Origin of the sequence: Kineococcus rhizosphaerae (assembly GCF_003002055.1) — a bacterium.
GTDB classification, from domain to species: Bacteria; Actinomycetota; Actinomycetes; order Actinomycetales; family Kineococcaceae; genus Kineococcus; species Kineococcus rhizosphaerae.
Map to the genome: position 1 here is coordinate 33,712 of NZ_PVZF01000006.1, position 20,924 is coordinate 54,635.

Consider the following 20,924-nt stretch of genomic DNA (forward strand, 5'->3'; position numbering starts at 1 on the left):
GGGTGCTCGGGACGGGGCTGGGCTGCGGAGGTGGGGGGCACGTGCTTCTCCTCGTCGATGATGTGCGTGCGGGACCAGTCTGCCCCCCGTCGTACATCGTTGCAAGGGTGTGGTGCGTCGATCTATGCAGCGTTGCAAAGCGCGTGCTACCTTCCACCCCACTGACCGGGACAGAGCGGTTCCTGGTCAGCCGGTGCCCCCGACCCGGTGGGCACCGACCGCCAACGACGGCAGGGACGGACACGCGTGAACAGTCATCCCCCGACACCCCCCGCCCGGGGTGTCCTCAGCCGGCGCAACCTCCTGCGCGGTGGTCTCGCGGCCGGTGGTCTGGGCCTCGTCGCGGCGACGGCCGGGTGCGGTTCCCCCCTGGCCGCGGGCCTGGCCGGCAGCCAGCTCGACCCCGGCACGGTCACCTTCTGGAACCTCTTCGGCGGTGGCGACGGCGCCCGCCTGCAGACCATGCTGGACGAGTACCGCCAGCAGCAGAGCAGGCCGGACTCGCTGGTCGCGGCCACGTTCGCCTGGGGCAACCCGTACTACACCAAGGTCTCCCTCGCCACGATCGGCGACCAGCCGCCGGACGTCGCCGTCGCCCACCTGACGCGGGCGGCCAACCTGGCCCAGGCGGGTCTGCTCACGCCGATCACCGAGGACATGCTGAGCACGGTCGGGCTCACGTCGGCGGACTTCAACCAGAAGGTCTGGGCGGCCCAGAAGGTGAACGACCAGGACTGGACCGTCCCGCTGGACACCCACCCCTTCGTCATGTTCTACAACGTCGACGTCTGCCAGAAGGCCGGGCTGCTCGACGGCGAGGGCAAGCTCAAGCCCATCCAGGGCGTGGAGGAGTGGGAGGCCGCCCTGAAGGCGGCCAAGCAGGCCACCGGCGGCCTGGGCCTCAGCGTGGCCAACGTCAACGAGTTCGCCACGCCCTGGCGCTTCTTCCAGACCCTCTACTCCCAGCAGGAGGGGGCCACCGACTTCCTCTCCGACGGCGGGACGAAGATCACCTTCAACGAGGACCTGACCGCCAAGACGCTGGAGTACATCCAGAAGCTGGCCAACGACGGCCTCATCAGCAAGGCCGCCGACTACGCCGGGTCGCAGACCGACATGTTCACCGGGAAGTCGGCCTTCTACCTGCAGGGCGAGTGGGAGATCACCACCGCGCAGGGGATCAAGGACCTGAAGTTCGGCATGGTGCCGGTCCCCACGGTCTTCGACAAACCGGCCGCGCAAGCGGACTCGCACACCTTCGTCCTGCCGAAGATGGAGCGCTCCCCCGAGCAGGTGCAGCGGGCCATGGGCTTCATCAAGTCGATGCTCGACCAGAGCATGACCTGGGCCGCCGGCGGTCACGTCCCGGCCTACCTGCCGACCCTGGACAGCGACGAGTACAAGGCGCTGGAGCCGCAGGCCGACTACGCCTCGGCGGCCGACGTCGCCGTCTACGACGCCCCGGCGTGGTACTCCGGCTCCGGGTCGAACTTCGAGAACATCGTCGGAGCACAGATCGGCCTGGTCCAGCAGGGCCTGTCCAGCCCCTCGGCCGCGATCTCGTCCATCCGGTCGCAGCTGCAGTCCTACGCGAGCACGGCGAACCCGCTGTGAGCGCCGGTACCCCCGTCGCGACCGGCTCGCGACCCGCCCCCCTGGAGGTCTCCCGGTGAGCACCCAGACCACCACCTCCGCAGGCGCCGTCTCGCTGGCGGCCCGCGGAGGCGCCCGCCCGCGGTACGCCGACAACAAGCCCGCGTGGCTGTTCCTCGCCCCGTTCGTCCTCTTCTTCGCCCTGTTCCTCGTGGTGCCCACGATCTACATGGCCATTTCGAGCTTCTTCAACACGAGCATCGCCAAGTCGGGCCTGGGCAGCTTCGCGGGGTTCGCGAACTACCAGGAGATGCTGACCAAGCGCGAGTTCTGGGACGACATGTGGCACACCCTGCAGTTCACGCTGTACACGGTGCCGCCGCTGGTCGTGCTGGCCTTCGTCTTCGCCGTGCTGGCCAACCGCGTCCGGCGCGGTCAGTGGTTCTTCCGGCTGGCGTTCTTCGTCCCCTTCATCCTGCCGTCGGCGACCATCTCCCTGATCTGGGTCTTCATCTACGCCCCCGGCAACGGCCTGTTCGCCCAGATCCAGACCTGGCTGGGCAACGCGGCCCCGACGCCCGTCCTGGCCGACCCCAAGACCGCGATGGTCGGCGTCGCGATCGCCACCCTGTGGTGGACGATCGGGTTCAACTTCATCCTGTACCTGGCCGGCCTGCAGGACATCCCCCGCGAGCTGTACGAGGCGGCGGCCATCGACGGCACGACCCCCTGGCAGCAGATCCGGTACATCACCATCCCGCTGCTCAGCCGGACGACGTCGCTGATCATCGTGCTGCAGATCATCGCGAGCCTGAAGATCTTCGACCAGGTCTACCTCATGACCTCCGGCGGGCCGGGCACGTCGACCCAGACCGCCATCGGCCTGATCACCAACACCGCCTTCACCGACTTCCGCAGCGGTGCGGCGTCGGCGGCCGCGGTGCTGCTGTTCATCGTGATCCTGGCGATCGCCGCCATCCGCCAGCTCATCGAGCGCAACCAGGAGAGGACGGCCTGACATGGCGACCACGACAGGGTCCGGCATCTCCGCCGCAGCCCCTCCCGCCCGCGCACCCCGGACGCCGTCGGGGAACTCCACGCGCACCTTCAACATCGTCTGCGGAGTGGTGCTGGGGGTCTTCGCGGTCGTCTGGCTCATCCCGAGCCTGTGGGCGATCAAGACCTCGTTCACGACGAACGCGGTCTCCGCGCTCGGCACCCCGGCGATCCTCAAGGACACCAGCCCGACGCTGGCCTCCTACCTGGCGCTGCTCGAGGGTGGCGACATCTGGAACTGGTACCTGGCCAGCTTCCTCACCTCCGCGATCACCGTCGTCCTGACCGTCGTCTTCGCCTCGATGGCCGGGTACGCGCTGTCCCGGCTGCGCTTCCGCGGCCGCAACGTCGTCTTCGGGGTCATGCTGCTGGGCATCATGATCCCCGGTCAGGTCCTCATCGTCCCGATCTTCGAGGGCCTCGGTGCGGTCCACCTGCTCAACACCTACTGGGCGGTGATCCTGCCGCAGGTGCCGGCGGTCATCGCGGTCTTCGTGTTCAAGCAGTTCTTCGACGGCCTGCCCGTGGAGCTGGAGGAGGCCGCCCGCCTGGACGGGGCCGGCTACTGGCGCATCTACCGCTCGGTCATCATGCCGCTGTCCAAGCCGGTGATCTCGGCCATGGGCATCCTGACCTTCGTCAACGTCTGGAACAACCTGCTGCTGCCGTTGTTCGTGGTGTCCAACCCCAAGCTCATGACCATCCCCGTGGGTCTGGCCACCGTCCAGGGCTCCTTCGGCCAGCGCTACTCCGACATCCAGGCGTCCTCGCTGCTGGGTGCGCTGCCGCTGGTCATCCTGTTCCTCATCTTCCAGCGCCGCATCGTCGAGGGCGTCGCCGGAACCGGCCTGAAGGGCTGAACCACCTGTGACTTCCCTGAACGGCGTCGTCGACCTCGACGTCGCCGGACCGACCATCAGCCGCCACCTTTACGGCCACTTCGCCGAGCACCTCGGCCGCTGCATCTACGAGGGGTTCTGGGTCGGGGAGGACTCCGGGATCCAGAACTCGGCGGGGATCCGCGACGACGTCGTGCAGGCCCTGAAGGACATCTCGATCCCGAACCTGCGCTGGCCCGGGGGCTGCTTCGCCGATGAGTACCACTGGATGAACGGCGTCGGCCCGCGCGAGGAACGGCCCTCGATGGTGAACACCCACTGGGGTGACGTCGTCGAGGACAACTCCTTCGGCACGCACGAGTTCATGCGGCTGTGCGAGCTGCTGGGCGCGCAGCCGTACGTGTCGGGCAACGTGGGGTCCGGGACGGTCGCGGAGATGGCCGACTGGGTCGAGTACCTCACGCGGTCCGGGGACGCCCCCATGTCGCGGCTGCGCGCCGAGCACGGCCACGCCGAGCCGTGGAAGGTCCCCTTCTGGGGCATCGGCAACGAGTCCTGGGGCTGCGGCGGAAACATGACCGCCGAGCAGTACGCCCAGCTCGCCTCGCAGTTCGCGACGTACTGCCGCAACCACGACGGCAACGAGCTGTACCGGATCGCGGCCGGCCCCAACCGGGACGACTACGCGTGGACCGAGACGCTGATGAAGTCGATCAGCACCCTCGGCGGGCCGGTCGAGGAGCGGCACCACCAGCGCTGGCAGGCGCTGTCGTTCCACTACTACACGCACGCCAGCGACGACTGGAAGCACAAGGGCTCGGCGACGGGGTTCGACGCCGACGAGTACCACGCGACGATGGTCAACGCCTGGCGCATCGACGAGATCGTCCGCGGCCACTCCCGCGTCATGGACGCCTACGACCCGGACGCCACCGTCGGCCTGGTGTGCGACGAGTGGGGCACCTGGTGGGACGTCGAACCCGGCACCAACCCCGGGTTCCTGTTCCAGCAGAACACCATGCGCGACGCGCTCGTGGCGGGGCTGCACTTCGACGTGTTCCACGCCAACGCGCGCCGGCTCGTCATGGCCAACATCGCCCAGACGGTCAACGTGCTGCAGGCCATGGTGCTGACCGACGGGGCGCAGATGGTGCTCACCCCGACGTACCACGTGTTCGCCATGAACGCCGGCCACCAGGACGCCACGCACCATCCGGTGCAGGTCACGTCGGCCGACGCCCGGTCCGAGGGCGACCACGGGTCCTACCCGACCCTGTCGACGTCGGTGAGCTCGCGCGACGGCAGCGCGCTGGTGTCGCTGACGAACCTGGACCTGGACGGCCCCGCCACGGTCCGTCTCGACCTGCGCGGCCGGGACTGGCAGGTCGGTGCGGCGCGGCTGCTCGCGGCGCCGACCCCGCAGGCCCACAACACCGTCGAGGACCCCGGGGCCGTCGCCCCGGCCGCCTTCGACGGCGCCCGGCGGGAGGGGTCCACCCTGGTGGTGGACCTGCCCGCGCACTCCTTCGCGACGGTCGAGCTGACGCTGGCCTGAGCCCGTCCCGCGAGGGACCCCCGGACGCGCCCGGGTGCTGCCGAACAGGTCGCACCCGGGCGCTCTCACGTCTACCGGTGGTGGGCCAGCACCGTGTCCAGCTCGGCGGCGGGCAGTCCCCGCCCGTCCGGACGCGGCCAGTGCACGCAGACCTCGTCGAACCCCGCGTCGGCCAGCGCCGTCGCGAACGCCGGGTAGTCGTCGTAGGCCTCGCGCTCGTCGAGGCCGAGGAGCGCGACCTTGCGGACTCCCCCGGCTCCCTCGACGGCCTGGAAGCGGGCCAGCGGTGCGGTGAAGCGCTCGACGGCGTCCGGACCCTCCTCGCCGTAGGTGACCCAGCCGTCGCCGGTGCGGGCGGCGAAGCGCATGCCGCGGGGCCCGGCGGCCGCCACGGTCAGCGGGACCCGGCCGTGGACGGGGCCGGGGACGTTGCGCGCGTCCACGGCGGTGTAGTGCTCCCCTTCCGCGTCCGTGGCGCGCCGGGTCAGGAGGGTGCGCAGCAGCAGCGTCCACTCCTCGAAGCGTTCCTGGCGCCGGCGCGGGGTGAGGGCGGGCAGGCCGAGGACGGCGGCGTCCGCGGCGGAGGTGCCGGCGCCGACGCCGAGCTCGAACCGGCCACCGGAGAGCTGGTCGAGGGTCATGACCTCGTGGGCGAACGTCACGGGGTGGCGGTAGTTCGGGGAGGCGACGAGGGTGCCGAGCCGGACGTCCTCCGTGGCGGCCGCGGCCGCGGCGAGCAGGGGGACGGCGGCGTACCAGGGGCCGTCGCGGAAGTCGCGCCACGACAGGTGGTCGTAGCTGAACACGGTCCGCAGCCCGGCCTCCTCGGCGGTGCGGGCGGTGGCGGTGAAGGCGGTCGGGTGCAGGTCGTTGAGGACGACGCAGGACAGGTCCACGCGGCGAGGTTAGTCCCGCCGCAGGTCCCCGGTGCGGCGCGCGGCCTGGACCGCGGCGGTCGTGGAGCCGACGCCGTAGCGGGTCCGCAGGCCCCGCAGCACGTCGGCGACGTCGGCGATGCCCACCCCGAGCCGGTCGGCCACGACGGCGGCGGGTTCGCCGGCGGCGACGAGGGCGAGCACGCGCCGGGACAGGGCGTCCAGCGCGGGCGGGGTGCCAGGGACCGGCTGGGCCCGCCGCGCCGCGGGCGCGGGCGCCGGGCTCCGGCGGACGTGCAGGACGCCGTCGGCCCCGAGGTCGAGGTCGACCTCGTCGGTCTCCTCGAGGGCGAGCAGGACCGTCGCCAGCGGGACGGGCCAGGTGCCGCCCGACGGTGACGTGCGCTCGTCCACGTGTCCTCCTCGCCCCGCGTCGCGCAGCGCGACGACAGCCAGGATGTGGCACCACGACGAGATCCGTGGACGCCCCGGCACCTCCCGGGTGGAGTTCCCCCGGTTCGGGGGGCCCGCGACCGCGCACCGCAGCGCGGCGCTCACTGCGGGTGGCTGCCCCGGATCCGGCGCCACCACCGCCGGACGCCTCGCACCGGGGGTGCCTGCGTGGTCGCCGGGGCCGGTGCGGGCGGGCGCCGGCGGTGCCACTCGGCCACGAGCGCCTCGACGTCGAGCAGGGCGATCACGACGAGCGGTCCGTCGGCCGGGCGCCGGTACTGCTCGCGCACGCGGTCGTTGAAGTCGGTGACGACGTCGCGCACGGCCCGCTCGGAGACGAGCTGGTGGACGTCGCGCAGCAGGACCTCCCGTTCGCGCCGCAGGGCCAGGGCCGGCGGCAGCATCCCCGTGACGTCGAAGCCCTCGCGCCGGGCCTTGTCGGCGGCCCACCGGTCGGCGGAGAAGGCGCGGTCCAGCCCGGGCAGCGGCGCGCCCGCACCGGGCAGGTGGTCGAACTCGCCGCGCTCGGTGGCCTCGCGGACCTGGCGCTCGACCCAGTCCTCGAAGGAACTGCCCGCGGGTTTGCGACCGCTCACGTGCCCTCCGCTCCACCCGGGGCCGTGCGGGGCCCCTGGTCCCGAAACTAGCCAGCGGTCGTGCGGCGGTCAACGCGCAGCGCGAGGACCGGGCAGCACCGTTCGGCCTCCCGGGCGGCGCGGAGCAGGGCGTCGGGCACGAGAGCCCGGCGGCCGCCGCCGCGGACGCGCGGGAACCCCCAGTCGTCGGTGGCCAGCAGCTCGGGCAGCAGGTCGGCGCAGGCCCCGTGCCCGTCGCACGCCGCGAAGTCGATGCGCAGCTCGTGCGCGGGACCCGGTGCGGGGTTCACGCGGCCACCGCCCGCCCGGCCACGCACGCCCCGGCGAGGTGGGCGTCGACCTCGTCGGCGAAGGCCACGAGCGCCCCGGCGACGGTGCGCGCGCTCGCGTCGGGGTGCCGGCAGGCGCCGCGGTCGGCGAGCAGACCGACGGTGCGGCGCAGTTCCCGCAGCCCGGCCGCGTCGAGCCGGCACCCGGCGAGGGCGCCGGTCAGGTCCGCCAGCCGCGGCATCCCGAAGGTGCAGGGACCGCACTGGCGCACGGACTCGCCGGCCAGGAAGCGCACCGCGTCCGCGCACACGCCGAGGGCGCACTCCCCCGCCGCGACCGGCCGCACGACCCCCGCGCGCACCCCGTCGACCGTCAGGGGCGTCCCGAGGTCGGCCGGGCCGAGCCAGGTCCCGTGGAAGCCGCCCAGCAGCGCACCGCCGCGGGCGTCGAGACCGTGCCCGGTGAGCACGAGGTCGAGCGGGGTGCCGGCCGACACCTCCACGACCCGGGGCCCGGACGGCGCCGCCAGGGTCAGCAGCACCGTGTCGGGCTGGTGGCCGTGGGCGGCGAGGTGACCGAGCCGGGCGAGGGTCTCGACGTTCTTCACCACGGTCGGCCGTCCAGCCAAGCCCTTGCGCCACAACGGGACACCGGTGCCTCGCGGTCGTGCGGCGAACCCGTCGAGGTGGGCCACGACGGCCGATTCCTGACCGGCGACGAAACCCGCGGCGGCGGGCGCCGCGTGCAGCCGCACCGGAGCGGCCGGCCGTTGCGCGAGCGCCCGCCGGACGCCCTGCAGGACGGGGCCCTCGGCGGTGCACACCACGACGTCGGTGGCCCCGACGAGCCCGGCGGCGGCCAGGGCGCCGTCGAGGACGAGGTGCGGGACCGTCGCCAGCAGGGTGACGTCCTTGCGCGACAGCGGTTCGCCCTCCACCCCGTTGACGACGACCACGCCGGGGCGGCCGGTGGCGTGGACCTCGTCGCGGACGCGGACGAGCTCGTCGGCGACCAGGCGCGCCGCTCCCCCGCGCCCGCGCAGCCCGCTGCGGTGCACCAGGTCGAGGAGGTCGGGGACGCGCCGGGTGCCGTGCTCGGCGAGGTGGCGGTCCAGGGACCAGGGACGGTCGGGGGTCTGGCGCGGCAGGATCACCGGTCGGCTCCTTCCAGGACGGCGGGACGGCGGGCGGGTGCGGCCGGGCGCCAGGAGGGGCGGCGGCGGCCGGTGAGCACGGCGGTGACGACGGCGACGGCGCAGCCGGCCGACAGCGCCAGGCCCCACCAGGTGCGGGTGTCGCTGCCGACCCCGAGGCCGTGGGCGAGGCTGAGCGCGAAGAACGGCCAGGCCAGGGCGTGCACGGCCCGCCAGACGCGGCGGCCGAGGCGGACCCGGGCCAGGCTCGTGGCGACGAGCGCGACGAGCAGGAGGAGCGCCAGGGTCCCCAGGCCGGTCCAGAACCGGTGGTAGGAGCCGGCGAAGGGCACGAGCGCGTCGAGCACGGAGACGTCGACGTAGCCGTCGGCGACGACGCTGGTGACGTGCACGAGCAGGAAACCCAGGGCGGCCAGGGCGAGGCCGCGGTGGACGACGGGCGTCACGAACCGCGGCGCGGTCCCGAGCCGGCGGCCGCCGCGGGTGAGGATCCCCAGGACGACGACGGTGGTGAACAGCGGCAGCAGCACCAGCCCGCTGGCGCGGGACAGGAACCACGGGAACTCCGGGATCACGAGGGCCACCGCCCCGTCGTGAGCACCTCGCCGCCGGCGGTGACGAACCGGGCGCTCACGTCGGCCGCCGCGAACCACGGCAGGGCCGCGCGGCCCCGCACGAGGGCGGCGGTCGTCGCGGTGTTCGCCTCGACGCACCGCGCGGCCGCGACGGACACGGTGCGCCACACCGGTTCGGCGGGCGACAGGGTGCGGGGGTCCAGGACGTGGTGCAGTTCGCGCGTCCCGCACCGCCAGCGCCGGGACCGGGTGCTGGAGGTGGCCAGCGCGGCCCCGGCGGGCAGTTCCACGACCTGCTCGGGTTCCCCGGGACCGTCGCTGACCCGCACCTGCCAGGGGTCCGCCCCGGCGGTCGCGACGTCCCCGCCGAGGGCCACGAGGACCCCGACGCCGAGCTGCGCGCGGACCAGGTCGGCGCACCGGTCGGCGGCCACGGCCTTGGCGGTCGCCCCGAGGTCGAGGTGGACGCGGTCCGGGACCCGCACGCGGTCGCCGTCGAGCTCCACCGAGCGCCAGTCGCGGCGTTCCCGGGTGAGGACCCGGACCTGCACCTGCCCGTGCCGGAACTGCGCGAGCGGGCGGTCGTACCCGAGGGCGGACAGCGCGTCCCCGAGGGTGGGGTCGACGTCGCCGTCGGTGCGGCGGGCGGCGCGCAACGCCTCGGCGAGCAGGTCCGCGAGGACCGGCGAGACCGTCGTCCACCGGTCCGGGACCAGCCGGGCGAGCTCGGAGTCGGCGCGGAAGCGGTTGCAGGCGTCGTCGACGCGCTGCAGCTCGGAGACGACCAGGCCGCGGGCGGCCGGCAGGGCCGCGGGGTCGTCGACGACGATCCGGGCCGTGGTCCCCCACAGGTCCCACTGCGCGACGCCGTCGGTCACGGGCAGCGTCTCCACGAGCGGCATCACGAACCGCCGGAGGTGGCCGACCCCGAGGTGGAACCGGCCGACGTCCCGGAACCGCCGGGCGCCCACGAGGTCGACCCCGAGGAGCCCGAGTCGGTGGAGGTGGTGCCCGTGGTGCTCGTCGTGCCCGTCGTGGTCGTCGTGCCCGTGTCGTTCGAGGCGACCGCGAAGGCCGTCGTCGCCCCGGCCGTGACGAGCACCCCGCCGGCCACCACCCCCGCCGTGATCCACCGTGCGCGCGCCGTACCCCGGGGGCGCGTCCCGTCCGCTTCGTCCACGACCCGAGCGTGCGCCGGGCTCCTCCGTCACACCGGTGCGCCGGCTGTGCGGCGGGTGTGGGACGGGGAGGGTCCGGCGCCGGTGATGATGGTGCGGTGACCCCGCGCCGCACCCCGAGACGACCGGACGTGAGCACCGTCGAGATCGTCGGGGGCGCCGAACCCCTCGAGGTCGCCCTGCACGAACCCGACCCGCGCTGGCCCGAGCGGTTCGGCCGGCACCGCGACCGCATCCGCGCCGTGCTGCCGCACGTCGGTGTCGAGCACATCGGGTCCACGTCGGTCCCGGGCCTGGCGGCGAAACCCGTCGTCGACGTCCTCGTGACCGTCGACGACATCACGGCCGAGGAGGACTACCTCGGCCAGCTGCTGGCCGCGGGGTACGTGCTGCGGGTCCGCGAGCCGGGGCACCGCCTGGTGCGGACCCCGGCCCGCGACGTCCACGTGCACGTCTACGAGCGCGACGCGCCGGCCGTGGGCGAGTACCTGCTGCTGCGCGACCACCTGCGCGCCGACGCCGCCGACCGGCGGCTGTACGAGGACACCAAGCGGGCGCTGATGACCCGCCGGTGGACGGACACGAACGACTACGCCGACGCCAAGACCGAGGTCATCACCGCGATCAAGGACCGGGCCCGCGCGGCGCTGCGCTGACGCCTCGGCCCGGCGGCGGCTCACCCCAGCGAGGCCGCCCACTCCCGCACCCGCGCGGCGCTCTCGGCCTCGGACAGGTCCTCCACGCGGGTCATGACCGACCAGCGCACCCCGAACGGGTCGCGCAGGCTGGCGAACCGGTCGCCGGAGACGAAGGTCGTCGCCGGTTCGCGCACCGTGGCCCCCGCGGCCTCGGCGCGGGCCACGACGGCGTCGACGTCGGCGCAGTAGAACCCCAGCGAGCAGCAGTCGTCCTCGCCGGCGGGGGCGGCGACGAGGTGGTACGCGGGGTTGGGTTCGCCGAGCTGCAGGTGGCCGTTCCCGAAGTCGAGGTCGGCGTGCACGACGACCCCGCCGACGTCGGTGACGTCGACGACGCGGGCGCCGAAGACGTCGCGGTAGAACTCGATGGCCTCGCGCGCCCCGGGGACGGCGAGGAAGGGCGTCAGGCTCGTCATCCCGTGCGGGACACCGTCGGTCGTGTGTTCTCCAGTGGTCATGGGACCCACCCTGCTCCCCCGGCGAACCCCGGCGCTTGGACATTCGCGCCAGTACGCTGCCGGACGTGAGCGTCCCCGGCCGTGCCACCCTGGGCGTCCTCTACCCGGCGCGGCTGCCGAAGCTGACGCGGCTGGCCGCCCCGCCGGAGTTCGCCGAGGTCGTGCGCTGGTTCTGGATCCCGCAGTGGGACGTGGAACCTGGGCGGGTCTCGCGCCAGCACGTCGTCGGGTTCCCCGCCGGCAACGTCGTCGTCGACTCCCGCGAGGACGGGTCCGCGGGTTTCGCCGGGCCGACGACCCGGGCCTCGCACCAGGACCTGCGCGGGCGCGGCTGGGCCGTCGGCGCGCTCCTGCACCCCGCGGCCGTCCCGGCCTTCTCCCCGGACCCGGCCGCCGACCGGGACGGCTACCGCCGGATCGAGGCGCCCGGGCTGCACCGGCTCGTGAGCGCCGAGGTGGGCGCCGGGCGGCTCGAGGCGGCCGCGGGGGCGCTCGGCCGCTGGATCGCCGAGCGGGTGGGCCCGGTCGGGGACGAGGGCCGTGCCGCGAACGAGCTCGTCGCCGTCGTGGAGGCGGACCCGGCGATCGTGCGGCTGGAGGACGCGGCCGCCCGGCTGGGCCGTTCCCCCCGGACGCTGCAACGGCTGGCGCGCCGGTACGTGGGGCTGCCGCCGGCGGCGCTGATCCGCCGCCGGCGCCTGCAGGAGGCCGCCGAACGCGTGCGCGCCGACCCCGGCGCAGACCTGGCGCGCATCGCCGCCGACCTCGGCTACGCCGACCACGCCCACCTGACGAACGAGTTCCGCCGGGTGCTGGGCGTGGCGCCCAGCCGGTACCGGCGGGAACTGCCTCACCCCTCCTGAGGGGCCTGCTGGACCTCCTGCTCGGGCTCCTCCTCGGGACGGAAGAAACCGTCGACGACGTCGAGCACGGCCCCGGCGAAACCGGGCCGGGCCGTCCAGGGTTCCACCGGGGACAGGACGCCCAGCTCGACGAGCCGCGCGACGCGCCCGGCGGTGACCTCGAACTCCGCAGCGTCCCCGGAGTCCTCCAGGAACCCGCGCAGCTCCGCCGACGTCATGGGCTGCAGCACCGAGGAGGTGACCACCGTGAGCGCGCCGACGATCGCGGCGGGCGAGGAGGTGCTGGCCAGGACCCCGGTGACGACGGCGGCCAGCGCGAACGTCGCCACCTGGTAGCGGCGTTCGAGGTCGTCGGCGTCGGCGATCACCGTCCGGTCTCCGTCGACGGTCAGCGACCCGTTCGCGGCCAGGTCGAGCACGAGGGCGACCGGGTCGACCTCGTGGACGTCGGACAGCTTGCCCCGCACCACGTCCACCGCAGGGCTCTCGGCCAGCTCGGCCCCCCGCAGGTCGACCCCGGCGGCCAGTTCGTCGAAGGCGGCGAGGAAACCCTGCACCACCGGCAGGGCCCGCAGGTCGGCGTAGCGGTCCGCGAGCGGTACCTTCGCCTCGGCCTCGGCCAGGGCGTCCAGGACCCCGGCCTGACCGGAGGCCGCGCCCCCGACCCCGCCGGAGGCGACGTCGAGGCAGTCGGCGAGCTCCTCGGGTTCACCGGCCCACTGCTCGGACTCCCCCAGGAACATCAGGTACGACGTCCAGGCCAGTCGGGTCTCGTCGACGAGCTCCTGCGGGTCGAGCTCGTTGTGCTCGGCCACCGAGGGCACGATCTCGGTGAACAGTTCCGCGAGGTCGGCGGGTGCGAAGCGCCGGGCCGTGGCCGGGACGAGGTCGAGTTCGAAGCTCAGCGCGAACCACCCCAGGGACTCCATGAGGCGCGCCTCGACGTCCTCGACGGGCATCACCTCCTCGTCCGGTCCGTCCTGCTCGAGCTCGGCCTCCAGGAACCGGCGGAACTCGATCTGCAGGTCACCGAGGACGCGGCCGCCGGCCCGCAGGGGCGACATCTGCGACGTCGGGGACAGAGCCTGCGCGTGCCGGGCGGGGTGACCGCGGGGCTTCTTCTTCTTGGGCACCGTCCGACCCTAGCCGGGACCGGTGCCCCGGGTACCGCCCGCGCGGGTCCCCCCGGGCAGCGGGGCGCGGACCTCCAGGCCCCGTCCCTCCGCGAACCCCAGGCGCGCGTAGACCCGGGCGGCCGCGTCGTCGTCCGGCTGCAGGTGCGCGAACCGGGCCCCGCGCTCGAAGGCGCGGGTCAGCGCCCAGGACGAGAGGCCGGCGGCGATCCCCCGCCGCCGGGCCGCGGGGACGACCCCGACCCCGCCGAGCAGCACGGCCGGTCCGCAGTCCCCGTCGGAGGCGACGGTGTACGCGGCGGCGAGGGGACCGTGCGCGCCGGTGACTGCGCCCGTGACCGCGCCCGTGACCAGGACGACCTCCACGCCGGGGGTCCGCAGCTGCCCGGCGCACCACGTCCGCGCCCCGGCGGGGTCCCCGCCGAAGGCCGCGACGTCGACGGCCACGAGCGCGTCGAGGTCGTCCGCGCCGGCGGTGCGGACGGTGGTCCCGCCGGGCAGCGGCACGGGAGCGAACTCGTGCGCGTGCACCCCCGCCAGCCGCTGCGCCACGAGCAGGTCACCGGGCCAGCCGGAGCCGGCCGGCACCCGCCACGCCCACGGCGTGCCCCGGGCGGCGAACCAGGAGGCGACCTGCCCGGGGTCGGCCCGGACCGCGTCGACGACGTCGGCCCCGTTGCACTGGGCCAGAGGCGTTCCGCTGCACGCCACCCGGACCCCCGGCAACCGGGCGGCCGCCCCGCCGGGCCGGGCCCCGGAGTGCACGGCCCACGCGTCGGCGTGCGCCCTCGGCAGGTTCAGGCCCGGCGCGGTGGTGGGTTCGCGGCTGTGTCCTGGCACCGGGCGAGCGTGGCAGCTCGCTCAGCCCAGGGGCACCCGCTTTTCCCCCGCACCCGCACCTGCGCCCAGCCAGGCCGCCAGCTCGGCCGGCGGCAGCGCCCGGGCCCACAGCCACCCCTGGCCGTGGGTGACGCCCATGGCCAGGACGGCGTCGCGCTGGGCGGGGGTCTCGACCCCTTCGGCGGTCAGCGCCAGCCCCAGCGCGGTGCTGACGGCGACGACGGCGCGCACGACCTCCTCGTCGCGCGGGGAACGGCCGATGCCGTTGACGAAGCTGCGGTCGACCTTGACGCGCGTGACGGGGAAGTCGCGCAGGTAGCTGAGCGCGGAGTACCCCGTCCCGAAGTCGTCGAGAGCCAGTTCGACGCCGAGCGCGCGCAGGTCGTGCAGGACGCGCAGCGTCGCGTCGTCCCCCTCCAGCACGCAGGACTCGGTGAGTTCGAGGACGACGGCCGAGCCGGGCACGTCCCGGGCGCGCAGCAGGTCGGCGAGGTCCTGCGCGAACCCGGTGTCGAACAGCTGCCGCGGCGAGACGTTGACGGACATCGTGAAGTCCTCGTCGACGACGCCCGACGCCCGCCAGCGGGCCAGGTGCGTCACCGCGCGGGTCAGGACCGAGCGGCCGACGTCGACGATGAGCCCGGTGTCCTCCAGGACGGGGACGAACACCGCCGGGGAGAGGGGGCCGACCCCGGGCCGGTCCCAGCGCAGCAGGGCCTCGACCCCGCGGGCCGAGCCGTCGCGGACGTCGACGACCGGCTGGTAGTGGACGTCGAAGCCGTCGGTGGCCACGGCTTGCCGCAGCGCCAGCTCCAGGTCGTAGCCGTCCCCCGCGTCCGAGCGCATGGACTCGTCGAACACGGCCCAGCGGTTGCGTCCCAGCCCCTTCGCCCGGTACATCGCGGCGTCGGCGTCCTGCAGGGCCCTGTCCACCCCCTGCGCCCCGTCGGCGACGCGGGCCAGGCCGACCGATCCCGTGACGACGACCTCGGCGGCCGGCAGCGGCACCGGTCGCCCGATGGACTCCAGCACGGCAGCGGCCAGGGCGACGACGTCGGCGTCGCTGCCGGTGGTGACCAGGACGAACTCGTCGCCGGAGAGCCGGCCGACGAGGGCTCCGGGCGCCACCGAGCGCAGCCGCTGCGCGGTGACCTTCAGCAGCCCGTCCCCGGTGCCGTGGCCCCAGCGGTCGTTGACGCGCTTGAAGCCGTCCAGGTCGCAGAACAGGACCCACCGGCCGGTGCCCGCCGGCGCGGGGGTCGCCAGGAGGGCGGCGCCGGCCCGGTGCACCTCGCCGCGGTTGGGCAGGTCGGTCAGGTCGTCGTGGCTGGCGCGGCGGTGCAGGACCGCGCGCGCCCGGGCTTGGCCGTTGACGGCCGAGACCGACCGGAACACCAGCAGGCCCAGCACGGTGGTCAGGGTGGCCCCGGAGGCGACGCCGTACAGCACGCGGTGCCCGGCGGGGGGCCAGGTGACGGCGACCACGACGACGGCCAGGGACAGGCCGAGCAGCAGCAGCCGCGGCAGGTTCCACGCGTCGCGCCGCTGGTCGTCGCGGGGACGGCGGGTGAGGGGGGACCGCGTTCGCGCCGGGTGCAGGGCCGAGGCGCCCAGCAGCAGGTAGGCCACGGCCCAGGCGGCGTCGGTGACCTGCGGCGGGACGTCGTTCGCGCCCACGTCGACCAGGGAGTAGCCGACGTCGCCGACGAGCAGGGCGAGGACGCCCGCGGCCACCAGCCGGTGGCGGGGGTCGCGGGGGTCGGAGATGACCAGGTCGGCCGCGATCCCCAGGAGCACGACGTCGACGAGCGGGAACAGCCCCGCCAGGACGGCCGTGCCGCGGTCCACCCCGGCCGCTGCGAGCCCGGGCAGCACGAGCACGCGCAGGGCGCTCAGCGCACCGGCGGCCGTCAGCACGAGGACGTCGGTGAGCAGTTCCCGGCGCAGCCCGCCGTGGGCGCGCAGCAGCAGCACGAGGGCGGTCAGCAGCGTGGAGTAGCCGGTCAGGGAGACGAAGTCGCCCAGGTGCTGCACCCACCCGTCCTGGGCCAGCGCCCACGGGCGCACGGCGACGCCCAGCAGGAAGACGAGTCCCGCCCCGGACAGGGTCCACCACGCGGCCCGCGGTGCGGGGCGGTGGACGAGCGTGCCGACCGCGAGCCCCAGGAGCCCGACGATCCCGCAGGCCCCCAGCAGGGCGACGGTGACGGCGGCGGGCAGGGGCAGCGCGAACCCGGCGACCACGAGCGCCAGCACGAGCGCGACGACGGCGTCCGCCCGACGGGTGGACCGCCGGGCCGAGCGCTGCACTCCCACGAGCCGACCTCCTGCGCGAGCCCACCGGACGATCGGCTTCCGGGGGTTGTTCGGAGAGGTCGTGCGCAGGCTTGACGGACGAGGTGTGCCCCTCACCCGATCGGCAGCGCCGGCGGGCAGGATGCAGACGTGCGCCCCCGTCCCCCGCTCTGGCCGGTCCTGCTGCTGGCCGGGCTGGGCGCGTGCGGGGCGGACGCTCCCGAGCCGCGGGCCGCGCCCACCCCGACCGTCAGCGCCGCACCCGCGCCCACCACCTCCGCGACCGCCCCCACGAGCGCACCCACCGTCCCGGGCGCGCCCGCCGTGCTGCCGCCGCCCACCGGCGTCGTCGCCGACTACCAGCTCGGCGGCGCCTACCCGCCGGCCGCCGACGTCCGCGTCGTCAGCCGCGACCGGACCGCCGAACCCGTGCCCGGCGTGTACTCGATCTGCTACGTCAACGCGTTCCAGACCCAGCCCGACGAGAACGGCTACTGGTTCGCCCAGCACCCCGACCTGCTGCTGCACGACGCCCGCGGTGCGCTCGTGGAGGACGACGGCTGGCCCGGGGAGTACCTGCTCGACACCTCCACCCCCGAGAAGCGGGCCGCGCTGGCCGGCATCGTCGGCGGCTGGGTCGACGGCTGCGCCGACGCCGGGTTCCAGGCCGTCGAACCCGACAACCTCGACTCGGCCACCCGCTCGGGCGACCTCCTGACGATGGACGACGCGTACGCCTTCGCGACCCTGCTGGCCGAACGCGCCCACGCCCGCGGGCTGGCGATCGCGCAGAAGAACGCGCCGGGCACGTCCGCGGCGCAGGCGCGCGCGGTGGGTTTCGACTTCGCGGTCGCCGAGAGCTGCCAGGTCTACGCCGAGTGCGCGGACTACACCGCCGTCCACGGCGACCACGTCATCGAGGTCGAGTACTCCGACGACGGCCCCGAGAACTTCCAGGCGGCCTGCGCCGCACGCGGTTCACGGATCTCGGTGGTCTACCGCGACCGCAACCTGCTGGCCCGCGGCGTGCCGGGCTACGAGTTCGACCGCTGCTGAGGGCCGCGCGGACCGGCGGCCCGGGCCGTGGACAACGCCGCCGGGGAGGAACGACCCTGGTCACCGCGGGCCGTCTGCGGTGGACTGGTCCCCGTGGAGCGCAGCCGACCGGACGACCGACCCGTGCTGGTCGGGGTCGACGCCTCGCCGCAGGCGCGCGCCGCCCTGCGCTTCGCCGCGCGGCACGCCGCCGGGCTGCGCGCCCCGCTGCAGGTCCTCGCCGTCGCCGAGGACCCCGCCGCGATGGAACCGGCCGAACGCGCCCTGGCCGGGGCCGCGCGGTCCCTGCGCGGTCTGGGACCCCTCGACGCGCGGACGGTGTTGCGGCTGGGGGCCGTCACCCGGACCCTGCTGGAGGCGGCGGCCGGGGCCCGGGTGCTCGTCGTCGGCCGCGGCGACCGGCCCGGCGACCGGCCCGGCGACCAGCTCGGCCGCACGGCCCGGGAACTGCTCACCGCCTGCCCCGTCCCGCTGGCCCTCGTCCCGGCGACCTCCCCGCCGGCCGCACCCGGCGAGCGCAGGACCCTCCCGGCGGACCCGGACGACGGCGACGTCCTCGTCTCCCTCGCCGGCGACGACAGCGACGTCCCCGTCCTGGCCGCCGGGCGCGACTGGGCGGTCCGGCGGCGCTCGCGTCTGCACGTCGCCCACGCCCTGCGGCACGGCCCGCACGCCTCCGTCGTGCCCGACGCCGCCGACGGCGCCTGTCTCGTCGTGCTCGCCAACTCCGGTGAGGACACCGATCAGCTGCTCACGCAGGTCGACCGGCCGGTCCTCGTGCTGCCGCGCCGCCCCTGACGGTCGACGGACCCCTCGGTCGGGTGCAGGTTCTCGAACACCTGGTCGCGGGACCGGACGGGCACGCCCAGGCAGGTGCGCACCGGCGGGTGCCCCGGGAGCGACCCCACGACGGTCGGGTCAGTGGACGGTGTCGCGGGCCTCGGCGCGCAGGCAGGCGGCCCGCCGGTGCGCGGCCTGGTCGGCGTCCGGCACCACGACGACGGGTGTGGTGGCGCGGTGCAGCACCGCGTGGCTGGTCGAACCCACCAGCGCCGACGTGAACGCGGAGTGCCCGCGCGAGCCCACGACCAGCAGGGCGCAGTCGCCCGCCGCGGCCAGCAGGACGTCCTGCGGGTGGTCGCCGCGCACCGCGGTACCCGTCACGTCCACCCGGGGCCCGGTCCGCTGCGACTCCTCCCGCAACTCCTCGCAGAACTCCAGCAACCGGGTCCGGGCCTCCTGCTCGTCGCGCTCGTGGTCCTGCCGGTACCCGACCGCCGACGGGTCCGTGCCCAGCGTCACGTCCGGGAGGGGGTGCCACACCAGCAGGACCCGCACGGCCGCCCCCGTCGCGCCCGCGTGCGCCACCGCCCACCGCGCGGCGGACCTCGACGACGGCGACCCGTCGAAACCCACCACCAGGTCACGGGCCCCGGCGCTCCCCGGTCCCCGCACCACCACGACCGGGCACGGCGCGTGGGAGGCGGCGAACAGGCTCGTCGAGCCCAGCTGGAAACCCCCGAACACACCGGTGCGCAACCGGTGGTGCCACCGCGCCCCCGTGACGAGCAGGTCGGCGCCCAGGGCGGCCCTCAGCAGGGCCGGCCGGGGGTGGTCGTGGACCAGGCTCGTGCGGACGTCACCGTGCAGGCGCCCGCGCACCAGGTCCCGTGCCCGGGCCAGGTCGTCCCGGGCGGCGACGTCCAGCTGGTCCAGGATGTGCGGGGCGTACCCGGCCGTCCACACGTCCACCGCGGGCGGGAACTGCACGGCGCGCACGATCTCCAGGTCCGCGGCCGCGCGGTCCGCCGCGTCCGCCGCCCACTCCACGGCGTCTCGGCACCCCTCGAGGGTGTTCACCCCGACGACGACCCGGCCCGCACCCGCACCCGCGTCCACGCCCATGTGGACCACCTCCATCGGTGAGGCGTCAACGGTAGACCCACCCCGACCACCGGCGCACCCCGACGACGAGCACGTCCGCGGCCGGCCGGGCACCGGACAGCTGCGGGTACCGGGCCACCAGCAGGTCGACCTCCGCGGGCACCGCGGCGGCGTCGACGACCCGCCCCACCCCGTCGGCGCGCACCCACCACAACCGCGACCAGTCCTCGTCGTAGTGGTCGGCGAGCAGCGCCACCGGCGGGTTCTCCCGGACGTTGCGCGTGCGCCGCAGCACGGCCGAGCGCTTCGGCTTGGCGTCCACCGCCACGACCACCCGGTCGTCGTCGGTGAGGGCGAACGTCACCGGGACGAGGTGGGGGACGGCGTCGGCACCCGCCGTCGCCAGCCGGGCCACCCGGGACGCGGCGAACAGTTCCCGGGCCCGCTGCGGGTCGAGGTTCACGACGGGCCGGGGGCGGCGGCGACCCCGGGGCCGGTGCGCGCGGGCCCGGTGCTCTCGCGCTCGACGAACTCGCTGGGCACCGGCCACGACGGGGCCTCGGGCAGGACGCCGAGGTCGTGCAGCAGCTGCCGGACGGCGCGGCGGCCCACCTCGCGCAGGTCGTGGCGGACCGTGCTCAGCCGGGGCACGGACACGGCGGCCAGCTCGACGTCGTCGAAACCCACCACGGACACGTCGGCCGGCACCGCGACCCCGGCGTCGGCGCAGGCGCGCACGAAGCCGAGCGCGACCTGGTCGTTGGCCGCGACCACGGCGGTGACCTCGCGGTCGTGGGCGAGCAGTTCCCGCCCGGCGCGCTCCCCCGAGGCGGCGCTCCAGTCGACGACGAGGGGTTCGACGACGGGCATCCCCCGCCCGGTGAGGAAGTCCTGCCAGATCCGGCGGCGGACCGCGGCCGTGTCGGAGTCCGCCGGGCCGGCCAGGTGCCGGACGTGGCGGTGGCCGAGCCGGACCAGGTGCTCCAGGGCGGCGGTCAGCCCCGGGCCGGGGTCGCTGTCGGCGGCGGGGACGTCCCGGGCGCCGGCCCCGTCGTTCACGACCACGGGGATGCCGGCGGCCAGCGGGCGCGGCAGCCGGGCCACCAGCCCGGAGGGCACGCCGAGGACGAGGGCGTCGACCCCGTCCTCGACGAGGGAGGCGATCGCGGCCCGGACCTCGGCCTCGGTGGGTTCGCTCAGCGGGGACAGGGAGACGGCGTAGCCGTGGTGCAGGGCCTCGCGGGTGACGCCGTCGAGGGCCTGCACGGCACCGTGGGTGGTGAGGGTGGAGGCGACCACGCCCAGCGTGCGGTACCTGCCGGTCGCCAGCGAGCGGGCGGCCCCGTTGGGCCGGTAGCCCAGGGAGCGGACGGCCTCCTCGACGCGGGCTCGGGTGAGCGCGCCGACGTGCGGGCGGCCGTTGACGACGCGCGAGACGGTCTGCGTGGAGACCCCGGCGCGGCGGGCGACGTCGGCCAGGCTCGCGGCCCGGTGCACCCGGTGCGGAATCACGTCACAGATTGTGGCACGCCTGACCGGTTGTGTGCATTTGCG

The 20,924-nt window shown here is 75.1% G+C and carries 23 protein-coding genes; 8 read left to right on the forward strand and 15 right to left on the reverse strand.

Going from position 1 to position 20,924, the window contains the following annotated elements; all coding sequences use genetic code 11:
• The first annotated feature begins 246 nt into the window (after positions 1–246).
• Genes CLV37_RS12625 through CLV37_RS12640 form a run of 4 tightly spaced genes read left to right on the forward strand, consistent with a single transcriptional unit; the run spans position 247 to position 5,043 of the window.
• Positions 247–1,614 carry an extracellular solute-binding protein gene (locus tag CLV37_RS12625; protein ID WP_106210848.1) on the forward strand — a complete coding sequence of 456 codons (1,368 nt, stop codon included), beginning with the start codon at positions 247–249 and terminating at the stop codon, positions 1,612–1,614.
• A gap of 55 nt (positions 1,615–1,669) precedes the next feature.
• Positions 1,670–2,611, forward strand: coding sequence for a carbohydrate ABC transporter permease (locus CLV37_RS12630; protein WP_245885386.1), 942 nt, complete (start codon positions 1,670–1,672; stop codon positions 2,609–2,611).
• 1 nt (position 2,612) lies between these two features.
• Entirely contained in the window at positions 2,613–3,509 is an 897-nt protein-coding gene (locus tag CLV37_RS12635) for a carbohydrate ABC transporter permease (RefSeq protein WP_106210850.1), read from the forward strand.
• A 7-nt stretch (positions 3,510–3,516) separates the two neighbouring features.
• Positions 3,517–5,043: an alpha-N-arabinofuranosidase gene (locus tag CLV37_RS12640; protein ID WP_106210852.1), complete on the forward strand. Its 1,527-nt coding sequence runs from the start codon at positions 3,517–3,519 to the stop codon at positions 5,041–5,043.
• Between the two features lie 71 nt (positions 5,044–5,114).
• Here CLV37_RS12640 and CLV37_RS12645 read toward each other — a convergent pair whose 3' ends face one another.
• The 8 genes from CLV37_RS12645 to CLV37_RS27045 form a co-directional block, all read right to left on the reverse strand.
• On the reverse strand, positions 5,115–5,939 hold the full coding sequence (locus CLV37_RS12645; protein WP_106210854.1) for an LLM class flavin-dependent oxidoreductase: 825 nt from the start codon (positions 5,937–5,939) through the stop codon (positions 5,115–5,117).
• Positions 5,940–5,948: 9 nt separating this feature from the next.
• The gene (locus CLV37_RS12650; protein WP_106210856.1) at positions 5,949–6,332 is read right to left on the reverse strand and encodes a helix-turn-helix domain-containing protein; all 384 of its coding nucleotides are present in this window, start codon (positions 6,330–6,332) and stop codon (positions 5,949–5,951) included.
• A 140-nt stretch (positions 6,333–6,472) separates the two neighbouring features.
• A complete protein-coding gene (locus tag CLV37_RS12655) occupies positions 6,473–6,967 on the reverse strand; it encodes a DnaJ family domain-containing protein (RefSeq protein ID WP_106210858.1) in 495 nt (164 codons plus the stop codon).
• A 47-nt stretch (positions 6,968–7,014) separates the two neighbouring features.
• Complete coding sequence (locus CLV37_RS27615) at positions 7,015–7,257, reverse strand: ferredoxin (protein WP_211298603.1); 243 nt, start codon at positions 7,255–7,257, stop codon at positions 7,015–7,017.
• Positions 7,254–8,390: an NADH-ubiquinone oxidoreductase-F iron-sulfur binding region domain-containing protein gene (locus CLV37_RS12665; RefSeq protein WP_170127234.1), complete on the reverse strand. Its 1,137-nt coding sequence runs from the start codon at positions 8,388–8,390 to the stop codon at positions 7,254–7,256. Before CLV37_RS12665 ends, CLV37_RS27615 begins: the two co-directional genes overlap by 4 nt.
• Complete coding sequence (locus tag CLV37_RS28850; RefSeq protein WP_170127235.1) at positions 8,387–8,974, reverse strand: ferric reductase-like transmembrane domain-containing protein; 588 nt, start codon at positions 8,972–8,974, stop codon at positions 8,387–8,389. The genes CLV37_RS12665 and CLV37_RS28850 overlap by 4 nt, the downstream gene beginning before the upstream one ends.
• On the reverse strand, positions 8,962–9,867 hold the full coding sequence (locus CLV37_RS12675) for an FAD:protein FMN transferase (protein WP_106211342.1): 906 nt from the start codon (positions 9,865–9,867) through the stop codon (positions 8,962–8,964). Before CLV37_RS12675 ends, CLV37_RS28850 begins: the two co-directional genes overlap by 13 nt.
• Positions 9,867–10,145 carry a hypothetical protein gene (locus CLV37_RS27045; RefSeq protein ID WP_146149389.1) on the reverse strand — a complete coding sequence of 93 codons (279 nt, stop codon included), beginning with the start codon at positions 10,143–10,145 and terminating at the stop codon, positions 9,867–9,869. The genes CLV37_RS12675 and CLV37_RS27045 overlap by 1 nt, the downstream gene beginning before the upstream one ends.
• A 96-nt stretch (positions 10,146–10,241) precedes the next feature.
• On the opposite strand from CLV37_RS27045, the gene CLV37_RS12685 reads away from it, so the two are divergent.
• A complete protein-coding gene (locus CLV37_RS12685; RefSeq protein WP_106210869.1) occupies positions 10,242–10,799 on the forward strand; it encodes a GrpB family protein in 558 nt (185 codons plus the stop codon).
• Between the two features lie 20 nt (positions 10,800–10,819).
• Here CLV37_RS12685 and CLV37_RS12690 read toward each other — a convergent pair whose 3' ends face one another.
• Positions 10,820–11,299: a VOC family protein gene (locus tag CLV37_RS12690; RefSeq protein ID WP_106211344.1), complete on the reverse strand. Its 480-nt coding sequence runs from the start codon at positions 11,297–11,299 to the stop codon at positions 10,820–10,822.
• A gap of 65 nt (positions 11,300–11,364) precedes the next feature.
• Here CLV37_RS12690 and CLV37_RS12695 point away from each other — a divergent pair, with 65 nt between their 5' ends.
• The gene (locus tag CLV37_RS12695) at positions 11,365–12,162 is read left to right on the forward strand and encodes a helix-turn-helix domain-containing protein (protein ID WP_211298605.1); all 798 of its coding nucleotides are present in this window, start codon (positions 11,365–11,367) and stop codon (positions 12,160–12,162) included.
• Here CLV37_RS12695 and CLV37_RS12700 read toward each other — a convergent pair.
• Genes CLV37_RS12700 through CLV37_RS12710 form a run of 3 tightly spaced genes read right to left on the reverse strand, consistent with a single transcriptional unit; the run spans position 12,150 to position 16,451 of the window.
• The gene (locus CLV37_RS12700) at positions 12,150–13,295 is read right to left on the reverse strand and encodes a hypothetical protein (protein WP_106210871.1); all 1,146 of its coding nucleotides are present in this window, start codon (positions 13,293–13,295) and stop codon (positions 12,150–12,152) included. The two genes, CLV37_RS12695 and CLV37_RS12700, sit on opposite strands and share 13 nt — an antisense overlap.
• 9 nt (positions 13,296–13,304) lie before the next feature.
• The gene (locus CLV37_RS12705; protein ID WP_106210873.1) at positions 13,305–14,135 is read right to left on the reverse strand and encodes a GNAT family N-acetyltransferase; all 831 of its coding nucleotides are present in this window, start codon (positions 14,133–14,135) and stop codon (positions 13,305–13,307) included.
• Positions 14,136–14,156: 21 nt separating this feature from the next.
• Positions 14,157–16,451: a putative bifunctional diguanylate cyclase/phosphodiesterase gene (locus tag CLV37_RS12710; protein WP_146149390.1), complete on the reverse strand. Its 2,295-nt coding sequence runs from the start codon at positions 16,449–16,451 to the stop codon at positions 14,157–14,159.
• A gap of 129 nt (positions 16,452–16,580) precedes the next feature.
• Here CLV37_RS12710 and CLV37_RS12715 point away from each other — a divergent pair, with 129 nt between their 5' ends.
• Together CLV37_RS12715 and CLV37_RS12720 are read left to right on the forward strand one after the other, a co-directional pair.
• A complete protein-coding gene (locus CLV37_RS12715) occupies positions 16,581–17,486 on the forward strand; it encodes an endo alpha-1,4 polygalactosaminidase (RefSeq protein WP_170127236.1) in 906 nt (301 codons plus the stop codon).
• Positions 17,487–17,609: 123 nt separating this feature from the next.
• Entirely contained in the window at positions 17,610–18,284 is a 675-nt protein-coding gene (locus tag CLV37_RS12720; RefSeq protein WP_170127237.1) for a universal stress protein, read from the forward strand.
• 120 nt (positions 18,285–18,404) lie between these two features.
• Here the strand turns inward: CLV37_RS12720 and CLV37_RS12725 are convergent, their stop codons facing one another.
• Genes CLV37_RS12725 through CLV37_RS12735 form a run of 3 tightly spaced genes read right to left on the reverse strand, consistent with a single transcriptional unit; the run spans position 18,405 to position 20,882 of the window.
• Entirely contained in the window at positions 18,405–19,391 is a 987-nt protein-coding gene (locus CLV37_RS12725) for a universal stress protein (protein WP_170127238.1), read from the reverse strand.
• A 25-nt stretch (positions 19,392–19,416) separates the two neighbouring features.
• Positions 19,417–19,833 (reverse strand): TIGR03668 family PPOX class F420-dependent oxidoreductase, encoded by a 417-nt coding sequence (locus CLV37_RS12730; RefSeq protein WP_106210882.1) that lies wholly within the window; start codon positions 19,831–19,833, stop codon positions 19,417–19,419.
• Positions 19,830–20,882, reverse strand: coding sequence for a LacI family DNA-binding transcriptional regulator (locus CLV37_RS12735; RefSeq protein WP_106210884.1), 1,053 nt, complete (start codon positions 20,880–20,882; stop codon positions 19,830–19,832). The genes CLV37_RS12730 and CLV37_RS12735 overlap by 4 nt, the downstream gene beginning before the upstream one ends.
• Positions 20,883–20,924: the final 42 nt, after the last annotated feature.

Excerpts from the sequence above, each read along its gene's own strand:
- CLV37_RS12675 (WP_106211342.1), bottom strand. The coding sequence starts at position 9,867 with ATGCCGCTCGTGGAGACGCTGCCCGTGACCGACGGCGTCGCGCAGTGG.
- CLV37_RS12635 (WP_106210850.1), top strand. The coding sequence starts at position 2,613 with ATGGCGACCACGACAGGGTCCGGCATCTCCGCCGCAGCCCCTCCCGCC.
- CLV37_RS12725 (WP_170127238.1), bottom strand. The coding sequence starts at position 19,391 with ATGGGCGTGGACGCGGGTGCGGGTGCGGGCCGGGTCGTCGTCGGGGTG.
- CLV37_RS12690 (WP_106211344.1), bottom strand. The coding sequence starts at position 11,299 with ATGACCACTGGAGAACACACGACCGACGGTGTCCCGCACGGGATGACG.